Origin of the sequence: Paenibacillus terricola, assembly GCF_014779765.1 — a bacterium.
GTDB lineage: Bacteria > Bacillota > Bacilli > Paenibacillales > Paenibacillaceae > Paenibacillus_T > Paenibacillus_T terricola.
On record NZ_JACXZA010000002.1, the window covers coordinates 968,747 to 985,099 of the forward strand.

General features: G+C 49.3%; 12 protein-coding genes and 1 other annotated feature. All 12 genes read right to left on the bottom strand.

The genetic code is table 11. The features are described from left to right. Nucleotides 1–7: 7 nt before the first annotated feature. Nucleotides 8–1,381: a sugar ABC transporter substrate-binding protein gene (locus H8B09_RS11750; RefSeq protein WP_191203665.1), complete on the bottom strand. Its 1,374-nt coding sequence runs from the start codon at nt 1,379–1,381 to the stop codon at nt 8–10. After that, nucleotides 1,378–2,328 carry an amidohydrolase family protein gene (locus H8B09_RS11755; protein WP_191203666.1) on the bottom strand — a complete coding sequence of 317 codons (951 nt, stop codon included), beginning with the start codon at nt 2,326–2,328 and terminating at the stop codon, nt 1,378–1,380. The genes H8B09_RS11750 and H8B09_RS11755 overlap by 4 nt, the downstream gene beginning before the upstream one ends. A 55-nt stretch (nt 2,329–2,383) precedes the next feature. Beyond that, nucleotides 2,384–3,889 (bottom strand): argininosuccinate lyase, encoded by a 1,506-nt coding sequence (gene argH, locus H8B09_RS11760; RefSeq protein WP_191203667.1) that lies wholly within the window; start codon nt 3,887–3,889, stop codon nt 2,384–2,386. A 251-nt stretch (nt 3,890–4,140) separates the two neighbouring features. Continuing rightward, on the bottom strand, nt 4,141–4,845 hold the full coding sequence (locus H8B09_RS11765) for a hypothetical protein (protein WP_191203668.1): 705 nt from the start codon (nt 4,843–4,845) through the stop codon (nt 4,141–4,143). A gap of 187 nt (nt 4,846–5,032) precedes the next feature. Further along, nucleotides 5,033–5,461 (bottom strand): MarR family winged helix-turn-helix transcriptional regulator, encoded by a 429-nt coding sequence (locus tag H8B09_RS11770; RefSeq protein ID WP_191203818.1) that lies wholly within the window; start codon nt 5,459–5,461, stop codon nt 5,033–5,035. 278 nt (nt 5,462–5,739) lie between these two features. Further along, entirely contained in the window at nt 5,740–6,945 is a 1,206-nt protein-coding gene (locus tag H8B09_RS11775) for a COG4705 family protein (protein ID WP_191203669.1), read from the bottom strand. 198 nt (nt 6,946–7,143) lie between these two features. Beyond that, nucleotides 7,144–8,787 carry a methionine--tRNA ligase gene (metG, locus tag H8B09_RS11780; protein WP_191203670.1) on the bottom strand — a complete coding sequence of 548 codons (1,644 nt, stop codon included), beginning with the start codon at nt 8,785–8,787 and terminating at the stop codon, nt 7,144–7,146. Nucleotides 8,788–8,833: 46 nt separating this feature from the next. Further along, nucleotides 8,834–9,100: a binding site (T-box leader), on the bottom strand. Between the two features lie 67 nt (nt 9,101–9,167). Then, entirely contained in the window at nt 9,168–12,017 is a 2,850-nt protein-coding gene (locus tag H8B09_RS11785; RefSeq protein ID WP_191203671.1) for a BAR domain-containing protein, read from the bottom strand. After that, entirely contained in the window at nt 12,014–13,648 is a 1,635-nt protein-coding gene (locus H8B09_RS11790) for a hypothetical protein (protein ID WP_191203672.1), read from the bottom strand. The genes H8B09_RS11785 and H8B09_RS11790 overlap by 4 nt, the downstream gene beginning before the upstream one ends. Nucleotides 13,649–13,716: 68 nt before the next feature. Beyond that, complete coding sequence (locus tag H8B09_RS11795; protein ID WP_191203673.1) at nt 13,717–15,219, bottom strand: hypothetical protein; 1,503 nt, start codon at nt 15,217–15,219, stop codon at nt 13,717–13,719. Between the two features lie 234 nt (nt 15,220–15,453). Further along, nucleotides 15,454–16,029, bottom strand: a complete 576-nt coding sequence (locus tag H8B09_RS11800; protein ID WP_191203674.1) for a histidine phosphatase family protein — start codon at nt 16,027–16,029, stop codon at nt 15,454–15,456. Nucleotides 16,030–16,051: 22 nt separating this feature from the next. Continuing rightward, a complete protein-coding gene (locus H8B09_RS11805; RefSeq protein ID WP_191203675.1) occupies nt 16,052–16,255 on the bottom strand; it encodes a zinc ribbon domain-containing protein in 204 nt (67 codons plus the stop codon). Nucleotides 16,256–16,353 lie beyond the last annotated feature (98 nt).

Here is a 16,353-nt window from a genome sequence, read left to right on the forward strand (position 1 = left end):
TCTCTTCTTACTTCTTGTCAACCTTAGCCCAATAGTCGTCATAGAGTTTCTGTGTCTTGGCGACGAGATCGGTGAACGCCTTCTCGACGGGTACCTTGTTGAGAAGAACTTCGTTCACCGCGTCGACGAACAAGGTTCTCTCTCCCGTCTCGTCGATGAAGAAGTGTGCCTTGCTGTAGTCGAGCTGTCGAATGAACGGTCCGAGTTTCTCATCATTCAAGTATTCGTCCTGCGTGGCGACCTCCTTCTGAGCTGGAAGCTCGCCGACCTTATCCACCCATTGTTCTTGAACTTCCTTGCTCGTCAGGAACTGCAGGAACTTGATAGAGGCATCCAGCTTCGCACCGGTAACACCAGCAGGAATTGCGTTCGCCCAATACGAGGAAGGTGCAGACTTGCTCTTATAGGACGGCAACGGCGCGATACCATAATTGAGGTCCGGAGCGTCAGTTGCCAAGGAACCTAGACGGAACGATCCATCTATGTTGATAGCGGCATGGCCTGTCTTGAAGGCTGTAACATCATCGGTAAAGACGCCAGTCGTGCCGACCTTGTGCTTGACCGCGAAATCGATAAGGTACTGGAATGCCTCCAGTCCTGCCGGCGTATCCGCCCACAGAATCTTGCGACGGTCTTCACTAAGATCCTGGCCACCAGCCTGAGGCAGCAGTCCGTCGCGATACCAGTGGTGAAGCTGAGCACCAGGCTCCCAAGCCAATCCTTCGACGACGAATTGATCTTTAGAATCCTTCTCCGTCAGCCTTATGCTATCCTCAACCAGTTCCTCCCACGTCTGGGGAGGCTCTGCGATATTCGCTTTAGTGAACAAATCCTTGTTGTAGAACACGGCAAGCGTGCGAACGGCGGTCGGAATCGCCCAATAAGAACCGTCGATCTTCGACGCATTGACGAGCGGGTAATACTTGTTCTCGATGTCTGCCTTCGGGAATCCCGATTCAGGCAACGGCTGCAAGAAACCGGATGAGACATACTTCGGCAACCAGCCATAGTACAGGTTGATGACGTCAGGACCCTTGCCCGCTGGAACGAGTGTCGCGACCTTCTCGTTATATTGATCATATGGGAAGTTCGTTTGCTTGACGGTAATGTTAGGGTTCTGCTCTTCGAATTGTTTGATCAACTCGTTGATGAGCGCTACTTTGGACGGATATTCGTACTGCCAGTATTCGATCGTCACCTTCTCCTGCGAATCGCTGGAGGCTGCAGTTGTATTGGTTGGAGACGTCGTAGCTGCAGGCGTTGCTGCTGAAGATGTGGATTTGTCAGTTTTATCGGAGTTATTCCCTCCGCAAGCTGCCAGAAGCAAGGAGGCAGCTGCAAGCAGGGTTAACGGCTTGGTAACATTAAAGATACGGTTCATGAACGGGTCAACTCCTTAGTTTCGTTTTGAGGGATGGACGGATCCAATCGAAGCAGCTTTCTCGCATTGTTGCCGAATATGCCTTCGATCTCCGATTCGGAGAAGCGAAGGTCGCGCACAACGCGGGTTTGATCTTGCAGATAGCGGTAGTTATAACCTCTTGGGAACCCCATCGAGTCGGAGCCGTAGATAATGCGTTCCGGTCCGATCAGCTCGTAGGTCTTGCGGAACAGCGTCTCGAGCGTCAACTCATACGGCATCCAACGGACCCATTGATTCGAGCCGGAAGTGTCGACGTAGACGTTCGGACAGCTCCAGCACAGATGGAGCAGCTCCTGGAAGTAACCGCAGCCGAAGTGCGGAATGATAAACGGAATGTCGGGATAACGACGGGCAACATTGAATATAGCGAGCGGGCTGATGTTCGGATGCGAAACGATCCCGCCCGCATGCCCAAGAAGGCCGAAGTGGATAAGGATAGGCAGCCCGCGTTCAGCAAGCAGGTTCCATACCGGTATTAGGGAATCATCATCGAACGAGATTGGCGTGAGCGGACCGAACAGCTTATAGCCTCGAAGACCAAGCTCATCAACAGCACGTTTCAGCTCTGCAGCCGCATCGGGACGCTCGATCGGATGAGAGGCGAATCCAGTGAAGAGATCTGGATATGCCGCGATCTGTTGCGCCAGTTCATCGTTCGTCCAACCGGTCAGAAAATTAAGTCCCCCGATGCCGTAACGTTCGAGTTCATCCTTCCATCGCTCGACAAGTGAAAGGTTCGCACGTTCGGGATCGACTTCCTCTGTTCTTAGGTCCCAGGTTAGTCGCATCCGCTGCGAACGCTCGTGGCCATACTGAGTAATTCGGTCATGCTTATCGAATGATTGCGGGTAGTTATAAGGCAAATGCCCGTGAATATCGAATACTTGAAAGCCGGCTCTAAACACTGTTTCTTCCTCCTTTAACCGATTGATCGGCGTCTTCCCCCAAGGGATGGTACGGTCAGCGGTGCCGCTCGGTCAGGATCTTATCCAGTATGTTGAGCTTGGAATCGATCTGGGCTCTCGTCTGTTCCGCCCACTCTTCCGCTTGCTTATGTGCGGAAGTTTGTACCGTCAGCGCTCTCCTCAACTCTCCCGGACTCGGCCCGCCGAGAACCGATCGAATCCGAACGAAGTGCTCCGGATCAAGCGCCTGTCGAAGTTCTTCAACGGTTAGTGATAACGGCCTTCCGATGATGTTCTTGGCGGCATCATCGAGTCCATCTACCGTAAGCTCCCTTACAGTAAGACCCGAGGAAACTGCCTTATGTACCAATTCAGCAACGATAGCATGCGCCGTTCGGAACCCAAGCCCTTCTTTACGCACTAACGTATCAGCGAGTTCAGTTACGGTAGCAAAGCTCAACTCTGCTCTCAGGCGCAAGACTTCCCTATCGACTTCAAGCGTCTCGATGATACGAACTAGAAGTCGGCAGGCCGAATCTAGCGTTCGCAAACTTCGCCAGACGTAAGGCTGAAGATCATCTTCGGTATCTACGATGTCCCCGAACGGTGTATTGTGAACCATGCTCAGCGCGGTATTCGCATCTCCAACGCAGCTCGACAGCAGCGACCGAAGGTGCTCAACCGACACCGGGTTTCGTTTCTGCGGCATGATCGAGCTGATCTGGACATAAGGCGCGGCCACCTTAATGGCTGCGAATTCTTGCGTTCCCCAGAGCAGGAGCTCCTGTATGAAACGGCCGAGATTCACGGCGGACAAAGAAACGGATAAAGCGATCTCGAGGACGTAATCCGCCCCGCTGACCGCATCGTACGCATTCGCGATCGTCTCGTCGAAGCCAAGAAGCTCTGCCGTCCGTTCCCGGCTGATCGCAAAACCTGTCGTTGTAAGTGCGGCAGCGCCCAAGCTGCTTCGGTTGCAGTTAGCATAAGCGGCTCGCAGACGGCGGACATCCCGGGAGAGCGAGTCCGACACCGCCGCGATATAATGACCGACGGTCGTCGGCTGCGCCTGCTGCGTATGTGTATAGCCGATCATGAGCGTCTCTGCATGTTCTTCCGCGAAAACAATGAGCCGCTCCTGCAGCTCAAGCGCGGAGGTGATGAGGGTCAGCAACTTACCTCTTAAGACGATGCGATAGATCGCGATTCCCATGTCATTGCGGCTGCGGGCGAGATGCAGTTGACCTGTCGTCTCTCCGCCTAACTGCGCGAGTTCATGTTCCACTTCGAAGAATAGATCCTCAAACTCGCCGGTATATTGGCCGTTCTCCAGTTTCTTCAGATCGAGATCTTGAAGCGCTCGGGCAATGATGGCAGCGTCCTCCTCGGCGATAAGACCTTGCTCTTCAAGCATGATGAGGTGCGCCTTGCTGACGGAGATCATCGGTCCTAACAATTCCTTCTTGGCCTGTTCATAAGCTGGCGCGAGAACGACCTCAGCGTAAGTTCTGCCTGGGAAGGTGTCTCCCTCCTCCCGTTGTCGTTGTTGCGCGTCCGGCATTTGCTTCACTCCTATCTGCATAATCATGTTTGCCCAAACAAAAAGGAGACCTATTCCCGCAAGGGATGAGGTCTCCAGTTATCTGGTAGAGTGTAATTCCTATAATTCCAACAGTCATGCTGTGATTTATCAAATGTTAGCACTAGCCTCTAGGAGTGTCAATCGCTAGACTTATCGATAATTCCTATTGCTGGATTGGGAATATTAATTGTTGTGTCAATAATTGGAGATGCATGCAAACTGGACAATCATTAACGAATCAACTTCCGAATCTCGTCGTCTACAATTCTTGTATCCCTTGGGGTAAAGAATACATGGGTGCCATCATCAACGAGTGTAAAAGCATAGGCGAGAGGCTCATCCGTATAAAAGACCATCGAATAATAGGTTGGATCGCTGCCATTGTTTGGTGAGCTGTAATTCTGATTATCCTTCCCGTTCTCTAATAGCATAATAAATTGCTCAGCTTCGCTATTGTTGAGAGTCTTGAATGGTTTGGTCTCGCCATAAAGATATAGTTCCACTCTAGCGACCTTGTCTTTAGGAACATCTTTATATTTGTACTTCATTGTTATGGCAAACTCATCGCTTGCATATAATCGGAATCCGCCAATTCTGGTCACATCTTCTGCGGCGATCATTTCATTAGTCTCAAATCCCTTGACCCGGTAAAGTTTTGTACCTATCTCTAGGAATGCAGCATCTCCTGATTTTGTTTTATAACTCGGGTTAGTGACGACATCCGCCACTTTAAAACTCACTTCACCAACTACCTCCTTGGTTACATCATTCGGATCCTTAATCACACTTTCAAATAATCCAGTATAAGAAGTTCCATTAAGTTTTACAAAATCGACCCAGTCGATCACGGAGTTCCCTTTAGTTGGATTTCCCGTCCTATTCGAACATCCGCCTAGCAATGCAACCACAACCAGTACAAGCATCCATTTGTTCATAAGCTCCCCCCTACTTGATTTAGACGTATACTGGCGTAGGGTTGTTACAAAGACTTCTCTGTGTAATTCAATGTTTGTCTACACAAAAAACCTGTCATTTCGACAGGTTGACTCATAGAAGTCTCTCAAAGCTCCGCATAAGACTCAGGGGCTAACTGATACTCCTGTATTGCGTGTTGCTCAAAAGTTATATGCACTCATTAATTTTGATCAATATTTTCTTTAAGGTTTGCTTCTCCTCTTCGGAAAGAACTTGAACGATTTCGTCCTCCACCTTTTGGAAGGAGTCATAAAAGTGTTCAATCAAATCAACGGCCTTTGGTAAAACATAAATATTTTTTTGCCGTTCATTATTGGCTGGAATTTTCCGTTCGATGTATCCTTTCTGCTCAAGACCTTGAAGCATACTTGTAATGCTAGCCCCGCGCAGATGAAACCGATCGGCAAGATCCCTCTGAATTAATTCAGTTTCTTGGTTCTCGTAGATATAACCAATAATTTTACCTTGTTGAGCGATTAGCCCTAACTCTTTTATACTTTCGTCCGCTTTCTTCTTTAACTTAAGGCCAATAATCTGAAACAAATCCAAATAAGGCGTATCTTTGCGAGGCTTCATATAGCTGCGGGCAGTCCTCCAGCTCAATTCTCTTTTCCAGGGAAACAGACAGCTATCTTGAAACCAATCAATATCGACCAACAAACGACCGTATTGGATATCGTCCTTCTGGATGAGGAAGAGGAATGATTCTCTTTAAGCAGTGAAGTACAAGAGCGCAGCCGATTCGGCTGCTCTCTCTTTACTTAGTTATTTCTTAGTACTTCAATGCCTAATGAGGATAATAGCTTGTCTGTTATTCGCTGTACCAAGCTGCTTGCATACTTCTAGAAGCTTAATTATTGATTGGACGTGTTCAAGACTTGAATAGAGTTCTGAATGACCGTGTCGCATTTATTAGGCTCAGGGCTCTTGGTACGAACGGCTGCGAGGACCTCATCGATTGTACCGTCGATATCAGTCCATGTTTTGCGATCAATCTTGCGAAGCTTTGGTTCAGACTGATCCCATTGATATTCCAGATCGTCTGCCTCCGATTTTGCGGTACTGAAATCAGCGCCGTTGATATGATCCAGAATGTTTGTTTCAATGCTTACAAAATCATTAAGCTGCCCGCTCAAGGTCGTTTGTGACGAATCGATTTCAGGAACAACATAATGATTGCACCATACATATCCTCCAATCCCTACGGTTAAGAACACGATGATAGATGCAATCGTTTGCGTCCATACAAGCTTCAGGTTTGAAGAGGTGTTGATAGATTCGGAATTTCCACCTTTGGCAACTAGGTCATACTTCGTGATCGCCAAGAACACGATGATCGCCACAATCGCAAGAAGGAAGATCACACTCGTTAAGGTAGCCCCTAATTCCAAACCTCCATTCTTCTTGGACTGAGACAAGTAATCCCCTAATGAAGCACCAAGAGGTCGTGTGAGGATATAGACAATCCAGAAAGCGAGAATTTCGTTAAACTTCAGTTTCCATGCAACAAACACACACGCAATTACAATAACGACAATAATGCCCGTATTCAGATACCCGACGCCAAGCTGCTCCGAGTAGAGATCCCCTACCGCTGTGCCTAGTGCGAACGTAAACAAGATCGATAACCAATACAAGGTTTCTCTCTTTGCCGTGTAGATCGAATGTATGGATAATGTCCCTTCGCTTATGAACCATAGTAGAAACGTAACTGCTAATAATAAGCTGAAGATTATCGTACTGCGTTCAAGCGGCACCCCAAATCCGTCGGTCAGATTATCCGTTACTAACGTGCCGAAAACACTGATAAGCACAACCGTCAGCCAATAAACTAGCGGTATATATTTAGACGCCCTAAATTGAACAAACAAGACAATGACAAACGCAATTCCCATAAGTAATGTAGTGAGAGGTAATCCTAGTCCTACATTAAAACTTAAAAAATCGGAGAACGTTTCCCCCACTGTTGTGCACAACACTTTAATGATCCAGAAGAAAATGGTTAGTTGAGGTACCTTGCTTATAAGTTGTTTTAACTTGCTTTCATCGGTTAACGACACACCTCTACCCCTCTCCTTGTGTGATCTAGCGAACGAACTGGACGTATAAACAACTGTTCAGGTCGCCAACCCATCATAAACGGTCCTTCTAAAGGTTTAATGAACTGGTTCTTAAAATTGTCTTAACTAAAATAAGGCAGCCATATTGGCCGCCCATAAAATACTACTCAAACCATTTCAATCTTCACTTGTTGTCAGCTATCCAAGTCGCCCGCTTTCTTCCTCGATTCGAGTAGTATCGATACGTTCAAATAACAGTTCTACCGGACCAATCGTCCTTCCCGATTCGACCGATATGACCTGCCAAGCCGGTTTCTCCAACGAGAGCAGTCGCCTTACTTTATCGCTAGAGAACGGAATAAACGGCTGAAGAAGATTCGCGAGGTTCGCAATGATTTGTACGCAAGTGAACAGCGTATTCCCGCATGCTGCAAGGTTATCCTTCGCTGTCACCCATGGCCGCTCTTCATCGTAATATTTGTTCGCAAGTCTAACGTAAGAGAAAATCGTATCCAACGCTTCCTTCAAGCGGGCCTCCTCAATCAGTCTGCCAGCTTGATTGTAGCAATCTTGAAGATTGCTGCGCCAACTATCCGAGAGTGTACCTTCAGGCACTCGGCTGCCGAACGACTTGGCGATAAAAGCTAACGTCCGATTGACGAAATTACCATATGCGCCAAGCAGCTCGCCATTATGGCTGTGAATGAATTCCCGCCACGAGAAATCGGCATCTTTCTTCTCTGGCCCGTTCGCAATAAGGAAATAGCGAATCGAGTCTGGCTCATAACGGCTAAGGAGATCAGGTACCCAGACCGCCCAATTACGGCTTGTAGAGAACTTTTGTCCCTCTAGCGTTAGATGCTCGCAAGATACAATTCGGTCGGGCAAATGGAGACGTCCGCCTGCACCAAGCAGAATGGCTGGCCAGATCAGCGTATGAAACGGAATGTTGTCTTTGCCATGCACATAATACGCGATAATCGGACCCTCCGCAGGATCATCGATCCAGAATGGCTCCCACCGCTTGCCTTGTTCGACCGCCCATTGCTTACTGGCTGACAGGTATCCGCTGACTGCTTCGATCCATACATATATTTTCTTCCCTTCAAAACCTTCAACAGGCACATCAACGCCCCATGTCAAATCCCGCGTTACCGCACGATCCTGCAGCCCCTCCTTCAAATATCGGCCAGTAAGCTGGATCGCATTGTCCCGCCAACCATTACCTTTCGCCTGCGAGACATATCGCTCTAGTTCATCTTGAAACGCAGATAGCTCTAGGTAATAATGTGCGGTTGGTCGTTCGACCGGAGGGTTACCGCATAGCTTGCACGTTCGATCTGTTAAATCGGAAGGATCAAGCAGCGTCGAACAATAGTCGCATTGATCCCCTCTCGCTCGTTTCCCGCACACGGGGCATATGCCTTCGACATAACGGTCAGGCAGGAAACGCTCATCCGTCTCACAATACGTCTGTTGAACCGTTCGCGTAAACAGATGTCCATTCGCAAGCAGCTTCAAGAACAACTGCTTCACAACCTCATGGTGAAAAGGCTGGTCGGTACGGGTGTAATTGTCATACGTAAAGCCAAGCCTAGAGAAGCAATCTAGGAACTCCTCGTGATACCGGCTCGCGAATTTACCAGGCTCCATCCCTTCTTGCGCAGCTTGCACCGCCACAGGTGTACCATGACAGTCGCTTCCTGATACATACAACACTTGATCGCCTCGCGCACGATGGTAGCGCGCCAACACATCGCCTGGCAGCAGGCTGGCCAGCCTGCCAAGGTGCAGGGAGCCATTGGCATAAGGCCAAGCTCCGCCAATGAATACGTTCGTCATTTTCCATGACCTCCTTTTGATAAAAACACAAAAAAGCCCTCATCCCAATAGGGACGAGAGCTGTGCTCACGCGGTACCACCCACATTCATCAATGCCTTGCGGCATTCACCTCTTCAGGTACGCCGAACCATTGATCCGGTTATACCCTAGCACGTTAACGGATGCAGGATCCGGCGCAGCCTACACCCTTACCCAGGGTTCGATGCGCAGCTCAGAGACCATGTTCCCGCTCGTATTCTTTACCCCTTCTCAGCAGCCGGGGCTCTCTGTTAAAGACGTCTTAGCGGTACTCTTTCTCTTCATAGCTTTTAGGATTATTAGAAGTTACTGGATATGATAAGCACAATGAGAGCGTTCGTCAACCCGGAGTTTTCAAACCTTAGGCGTCGAAGGCATAGTTCGTTCCATGAAACTCAAGCTGAATACGGCTTACGGCAGAGAAATCGACATCCGGATTGCTGGCGGGGTCGATCGTTATATGCCATGTTGTGAATGGTCCTAGCGCCGCATAGTTCGTCGTCGCGCCGCCATCCGATTGCTCTACACCGAAGTTCGCCTCCTCCATAATTTCCCGCGAATCCGTGTTATAGATGAACAGCTTGTTAACCGGCTCATGGCTAAAAGCGTACACATCACGCGCGGTGCTTACGATCTGTTCCTTCCCCGTGTGCGTGACGTTAATGTTGACGCTCTTATCGTTGCCGCTGAAGGATAAACCACTGATCCAGACGCGTACGCTCTGGACCCGAACATTGGCCATCCCAGCAAAAACAGGATCATCAGGCGAGATCCGAAGCATAAGCTGGCCTAACTGACAGAACAACTCAACTTGTTCATCCGATACCTCATACATCTTTCCTTGCTGCGTTGAATGAGCAGGGAATTGACTGCTATTCGTACCGAAGTTCTCAATAGCCTGTTGATAACGGCTCAAGATCGTCGTCTTCGCGCCTAGCAGCGCGTCGTAATTCAACTCAGGCAGCGGCTTTCCTGCATAAGCTATACTCGTTAGATTGCTGTCGGATAGTGCCCAGAACCGAAACGCTCGTGAGGTCAGATCGAGCACCTGCATGACCTGATTGCGTGCAGCATAATACATCCCCGACACCATCGTCACCAGATCCGGCAGATCCGGTGCCATCGCATCCAACATTTGTTCATTAAGCGTGTTTGTACGGGCATTTGCTGAATCGATTAACTGCTCGTTCTGATAGATGAGCAGAATGATTGCATTATAGGTCAGAATCTGCGTATTGCGCTCTTGGATCTTAGCAACGTAGTTGCTCATTGCGGTCTTCACAGCGTCAATTTCCTTCGGAAAACTGCCATAGTAGTCTTGCAGCAGCTGCTCGATTGCCTGTTCATCGGCAATGAGCTTCCCTGCCCCAGGGTCATCTGGTTTAAGCAAACCATTATCAAGCGATTGATACCCTTCCTGCAGCGAATCCATATCGGCTTGAACGGTTTTCAACTGCGAGACGATGTAGTCCTTGCGGATCTGATTGCCTTGATCGTCGGTAATCTTCGCGGTGCCATCGTACAAGAATTGGCCTGCTTGTGCGACAATATTAAGCGTCGATTCGGGCGCAAAAGCAAGCGAAGTGAGCGACTGCAGCACGGTGTCGAAGTTTAGATTGAACTTATTGGCGAACGTGTTCTCTGCATCAATCAGCGCATCATCATAAGCTTTCTTAAGTGGAACCAATTCCACCTGATAACCATCTATAATGCGTGCGGTCTTGATCGATTGCGTATTTAATGGCGTTAATTGCGATTGAGCGGTAGCGACTAGACTCGCTTGTTTGTCGCGTGTGCTCTTAATGTCCGCAATCTGAGCCGTATTGGCTTCAAGCGCTTGAAAGTAGCTCGTATAGCTGCTTTCAAGCTCACCGAAATTGTTGATCAGCTCATCGAGCACATTTTTGTAGAAAAGGAATGAGCCAAGCGGTACAACGCTGCTGCTATAGCCGAACAGGTCCTGACCTTGCTTCAACTGTTGGATGCACCTTGTTGTCTCGTCATAGATGGCACGAAGCTGGTCAACCGCACCGATCGCGCCGATCGCGTTCTCATGCTGCGCATAGTATTGGATAAGCGGCGAATCGTCCTCCGCATTTGCGAACAGCGCCGTACGTGCCTGCAGACGAATCAGCAGCGTCAATACGTCGGTTACCACCTGCGGTTGATGAACCGGATCCAAGCTCCAGTACATTAGCTTAATCTTCTCCAGCAGGCGACGGCATTGGCTCGGATGAACAGGGAAGAACGTCTGTAAAGCATCAACGGGCAGCCTTTCGAAGAAACCCAGCGGATTTAATTTACTACATAAATCATTAGGCTCATTAAACAATATATTGCTTAGCTTTCCCGGTTGTCCGTATGCCCCATTGCCCCCATTGGATATCCCATCACCATGCACGCCATAATTGCCTGCCGAGATATCAACGGCCGCATGCAGCGCGCTGCTGTAGCCGGAGCTAAGCGACTGCAGCACAAGCGCGGCATTCTCCAGCGCTTGATCGTAGGTCTGCTCGTCTCCAGCGCCAACCGCTTGATTCATCAGCGCCCGTACTGCAATCAAGCTGCTCCCAGCCGGCATATTTGCAATGATCTCTTTCACCATCGCCTGCTTCGCGCTCAGCTCGCTGACCGATAAAGTCTCGCGCAACTGACCTAACAGCAGCTCATAAGGCGATCCGACTGCGATAAGCACATTGCCGCCATGACCTCCATCTCCGCCTTGACCGCCAGCTGTGCGCTCCGTTCCAGGCTGACCTGCGCCGCCATCGCCTCCGTTCGCCGCAATGCGGAAGGCTGGACTTCCTGTTGGCACCTGCTCGACATAGAGCAGCAGATTGCCGCCATTACTGCCTGTTCCGCCTGTCTCGCCTGGCGAATTTGCATCTTCATTGACGGTCTCCGGCGTGTAGCCTATTGCACCTGACAGATCCATTCTGCCTGCTCCGCTCGTTGTGAGAGAATGCGCCGCCAATACGCCATTAGGCATTTTGAATGCATCAGATAGAATAACATCCTCCGCGAAGATGGACAGATGGCTCGTTGATATGAAGCTGCTTCCGATATCGCTGCCCGCACCAATCGCCAAGCTGTCTTCCACACTTATAATGACGGTATTATCGCCGATTGCACACTTTTGGAAGCTCTCGAGCGATTGAGATAGCAGGGTCGCATCAGCAATCGATGACGCTTTCAGCCCGCTGCTATTCATACCCGTTCACCACGTGCCCAATCATGTTTCTGACGCTCATGCAGCCGCTTCTCCGCTTCTGTCTTCTCGGTCGAGTTGTCGCCTCGCTCTTGCTCATTGTCTTTGCGATCCTTCTCCGCTGATGCCCGATCCTGCTCGGCCTCCTGCTGGTCCCTCACTAACTCAGCAATATCACCGTTCAACTTCGTCTGCTGATTCAGCAAATCCTGATCCTGCGGCTTCTCCTTCAGCGCTTGTTCTATCTGCTGCAAATCTTGCTGCTTCTTGCTGATTTCGGTTGACGTTTCGGTCACTCTCGTATCCGCTGCCGACAGCCGCGATTGGATGTTCGAGCTCTCCTCCGCAAGCCAATGTCTTTTCTTCTCGAGAATGGTGCTTCTTATAGCTGCTGTGAAATAAGTCTCGCCCGTGCTCGACACTTCCGTCAGTTTCTTATATTTCGGATCGGCAACGAGACTCGACAAGAGACTGCTCATTCCTTCAGCTCCGATCTCTTTCACTGCTGCAGTGTAGCGAACATCCGTCGAGGCCGACAGCGCAACATCGTTCTCGAGACTTTTCTTCATCTCTTCCAGGAACTCATAAGTTTCAATCTGCTTCACCAGGCTGTCGGTTTCGTTCTTGAACGGATGATCGATCGATTGGAGCGCATTAATCACCTCTTGATTAATTCGGCTATCCAATCCCTTCCCGACGTATTCCCAGTCCAGCTCGTTGTTGATGTTCTCGGCAAAATCAGTATAGGTGCGCAGATCATCCTGGATGACATTGTTCGGAGGCAGTTTCGGGTCTGTCGGCTCGAAGGTGTTGTTGTAGATCATATCGTCGACCGTGACTACGCCAATCGACTTCTTCGTGACCCCATCGATAAGGAACGTTGCACGTCCTTGCGGCTGCAGGAAATCAAGCGCGATGCCGGACTTGCCCGTAACGACCAGATTGATGCTCTTGTAATCGCGTACGGATGTCGCCTTGAATGCGCCATAAATTGTCGTCTCGAACAACGCATTGCCTATTGCTCGGTTGAAGCTCGCATCCTCCGAAGCAAAATAAAGATCCTTCAGCGTTACTCCTTTATCGAAAGCGTCAGGCACTTCTTGCTTCGCCTCGTTGAAGATTTGCATCAGGATAGAGTCTTGCCTATCATCGAACGAGAAATCAACTCCAAGCAGCGGTTTGTTCAGCGTGAAGAGAAACATCGAGCGCAGCTCGCTTGCCTTCGTGCTCTTCCATTCCGGCTTCTGACCTGATCGATACTCGAAATAATGGACGGTCTGATTCGGCGGTACGGAAGCATCCTGGTACTGCGATACCTCTGGAAATTTCGTATCGACCGGTCCATCTGCGTCGAGTGATAAATACAACCCTTGTGTTCCAGTCGACTGGCCATTCACATCGGTTCCCCGGCCGGTCCATCGATTCCAGATATCATCGTCAAGCTTAGTCCAAATCGTACGTCCGCCGTTCTCGAACTGCGGTTTTAGATTCCGATAATTAACGAACCGATACATCGGACTACCCGTATCGAGTTTGAATGAATACTTGTCGAGCAGAAACTTCTGGTTCTGGAATTTACGCTTGGCGACCGTACTCGTCACATCATATAGTTTGGGAAAGCCTAATTTGGGCATGCCAATAGCCTCCTATTATCGATCGGTTTCTGAAATGGATATCACCTGAAGTTCTTTTCCGTCAGCGACTACGCCTTCGACACAACGTTGCCTACAAGCAGAAAATCAAACGGCGTCTGCACGCCTGCCTTCGTGTCGAAGTTGATCACGGTCTGTCCTGGTGAGACGAGATTCGTTGTGCTGAAGAAATTCAAGCCGCTGAAGGCGATCTGAATCGATGGGATCGTCAGCGTCATATTGTCCGAATAGTACGGAGGTGCCGACTCCGAGCAATGGTTGACCGTTTCCCAGAAGCTGCAGCCATGGCTCTTCACCTCAATAGAGAAGTCACTTCGGCTAACCGACAGTTGACCGCCGATTTCATCATCGGTCGACAGCGTCAGCGCAGCAGGATCCTTATGCAGGGTGATGGTCAGCGTCACCTTGCCCCACGTCCCTCCGTTTGAGCCCATCGAATACTCGCTCCAGCTCGAATCCGCAGATCCCTGCCATTGAAGTGACAATTTATTGTCCTGAATCGCAAGGGTAAGTGGCCAATCATTGAGACTAATGCTTAGTCCGTCATAACTGTGTCCGCCGAAAATATAAGTACCGGAATCCCCATCCGACAAGACCGACGCATTCTTGCGAAGCTGCATCGAGATTCCGTCAGATACGGGAAGGAAGGTGACGCTGAAGCCATTGTTCGTAAGCTGCGGCTGTAGGAATACTTTGCGAAGGAGAGGTTGGGACAGGACAACACTAGCGGTATACCCTTCTGGGATCGGGTAAACGGTGCTGCCCCCTGGTTGGAAATTCGGGGATCGATCGCCAGGATCATTGCCGCTTTCAACCGTTTGGATATATAAGCTGAGTACACCATCCGAATTGTCATCTGCTGCTGTATGGAAGATGAACGATTGTGGCGTTAACACGCTCGCCCCATCTGTTGGCTTGCTGTTGTTCACAGCTGCGAGTGCATAATCGATCGCATTCACATTGTCTTGAAAATATTGCGAGATTGCAGGAAGAAAATACGTTTCCATTGGATCCTTATCACTTGGCTCTGGTACCGGTTGAATGAGGAAGTTGGCCCCTTTCTCATTGTTGAAGTGAATAATGACGTGGTTGTCATGGACATTGCCATCACTGAACGTCACGATATTGCCTGCCTCGACAACTTCGCCTGTCGTTCCATTGATTGCTGCGAGCGGAACATTCGCTTGAATGCTGTATTTGCCCCCGGGAATCGTTGTTGTTCGAACCGGAGGGCTCCCCTTCGGACCAACGGAATATGAGCTGCCGTCCAAGATCGGCATCGTCAGCGTTGCTTGTCCCGTCACGCCGCTCGTGAATGCTAGAATCGGTGTGCCGATCTGTATGTCGTAGCTAATCGTGATGTCGACACCATAGAGCGGGTCCTGCCGATCAATGCTTTGCTTGAAATGATTAACTAGGCTGCCAGCCTCATACTGCGATTTTAGAAAAGCATTCAGTTGAACCACGTTGTACGAGCACACGACATCCCACCCATTCGTCGATGGGCTGTTCTTCATCTGAGTGACCAGATCTGATAACTGTGGATAGTTCACGTAAGATTTCCTCCTTTATGAGTTAGAATTAGTAGTTACATGTAGTCGATGCTATATGTACGCAAGTCTAGGACACGCTATGACAGCCGTATAACGAAATAAGTCCTGTCGTTATGCATTTGGGATCAAGGACAAGTAAGGTTCAGCCAACTAGCAAAAAAAGAAGACATTTCCTCTCGTCTCGGAGGACATGTCTTCTTCTGTCTTCGTACAAAATGATGCCTGAAGCTGGTACTAGAGATGCTTCGTACAATTATACAATTGGCATTCCCACTCGTTATTCGTATACGTCAGAATCGTCAGAGCGGTATTGTCTATGTACGTCTTCGAGAACAGGCGAGGCAATAAATGCTGCAAGGTCATTCCGATTAATGCACCATGACTTACGAGCAGAACTCGTTGATCTGGATGCTGATTCACCATATGCTCGAGAAAAGAGATTCCCCGCTTGGCAACGCTCTGGCGTGTTTCCATCCCGAGATCCAGTTCATGATAGTGAGCGCCCCAACGAGCGATACGGTCTTCTTCCGTTGTACCTTCCATTAATCCGCAATCGATTTCACGAACACGTTCGTCCGTGATAACCGTAGCAACTCCTAACGACTGCTGCACGAACTCAGCTGTTTGCCTCGCACGAATCAGATCGCTTGAATAGAGTACGTCCCATTCACCATATGTGAACCGCATCGCTAATGCTTCAGCTTGCTTCATGCCATCATCATTTAACGGGATATCCGATACACCCTGCGCCCTGCCTTGACGATTCCACTCCGTAACACCATGCCGGATCAATCCGATCGTGGTTGCCATTCCTTCCCCTCCATACCGCCGATCAACCGAAGAACAAATCTAGAATGTTCGATGCTGCCGACGATTTCTTGTTATAGAATTCGGAATAACCGCAATTCGTACAATACACAACGACAAACTGATTGTGCTGAATGTCAAACATTTTGGAAAGCCCTGTACCGGTCATCGCAACCTCTTTCGTATTGGCTTCCTTGCCGCCACACTTAATACAGCCTTTGTCACTCATTATGCAATCCCTCCAATTCGATTGGTACAATTGCTCATGGTCTAACTATATTACCGTTCTTCTTGTTCTAACCCTTGCTGGCCCAATTCGGAATATGA

Coding starts and splice junctions, on each gene's coding strand:
- H8B09_RS11750 (WP_191203665.1), bottom strand. CDS start 1,381: ATGAACCGTATCTTTAATGTTACCAAGCCGTTAACCCTGCTTGCAGCT.
- argH (WP_191203667.1), bottom strand. CDS start 3,889: ATGCCGGACGCGCAACAACGACAACGGGAGGAGGGAGACACCTTCCCA.
- H8B09_RS11765 (WP_191203668.1), bottom strand. CDS start 4,845: ATGAACAAATGGATGCTTGTACTGGTTGTGGTTGCATTGCTAGGCGGA.
- H8B09_RS11770 (WP_191203818.1), bottom strand. CDS start 5,461: ATGAAGCCTCGCAAAGATACGCCTTATTTGGATTTGTTTCAGATTATT.
- metG (WP_191203670.1), bottom strand. CDS start 8,787: ATGACGAACGTATTCATTGGCGGAGCTTGGCCTTATGCCAATGGCTCC.
- H8B09_RS11785 (WP_191203671.1), bottom strand. CDS start 12,017: ATGAATAGCAGCGGGCTGAAAGCGTCATCGATTGCTGATGCGACCCTG.
- H8B09_RS11790 (WP_191203672.1), bottom strand. CDS start 13,648: ATGCCCAAATTAGGCTTTCCCAAACTATATGATGTGACGAGTACGGTC.
- H8B09_RS11800 (WP_191203674.1), bottom strand. CDS start 16,029: ATGGCAACCACGATCGGATTGATCCGGCATGGTGTTACGGAGTGGAAT.
- H8B09_RS11805 (WP_191203675.1), bottom strand. CDS start 16,255: ATGAGTGACAAAGGCTGTATTAAGTGTGGCGGCAAGGAAGCCAATACG.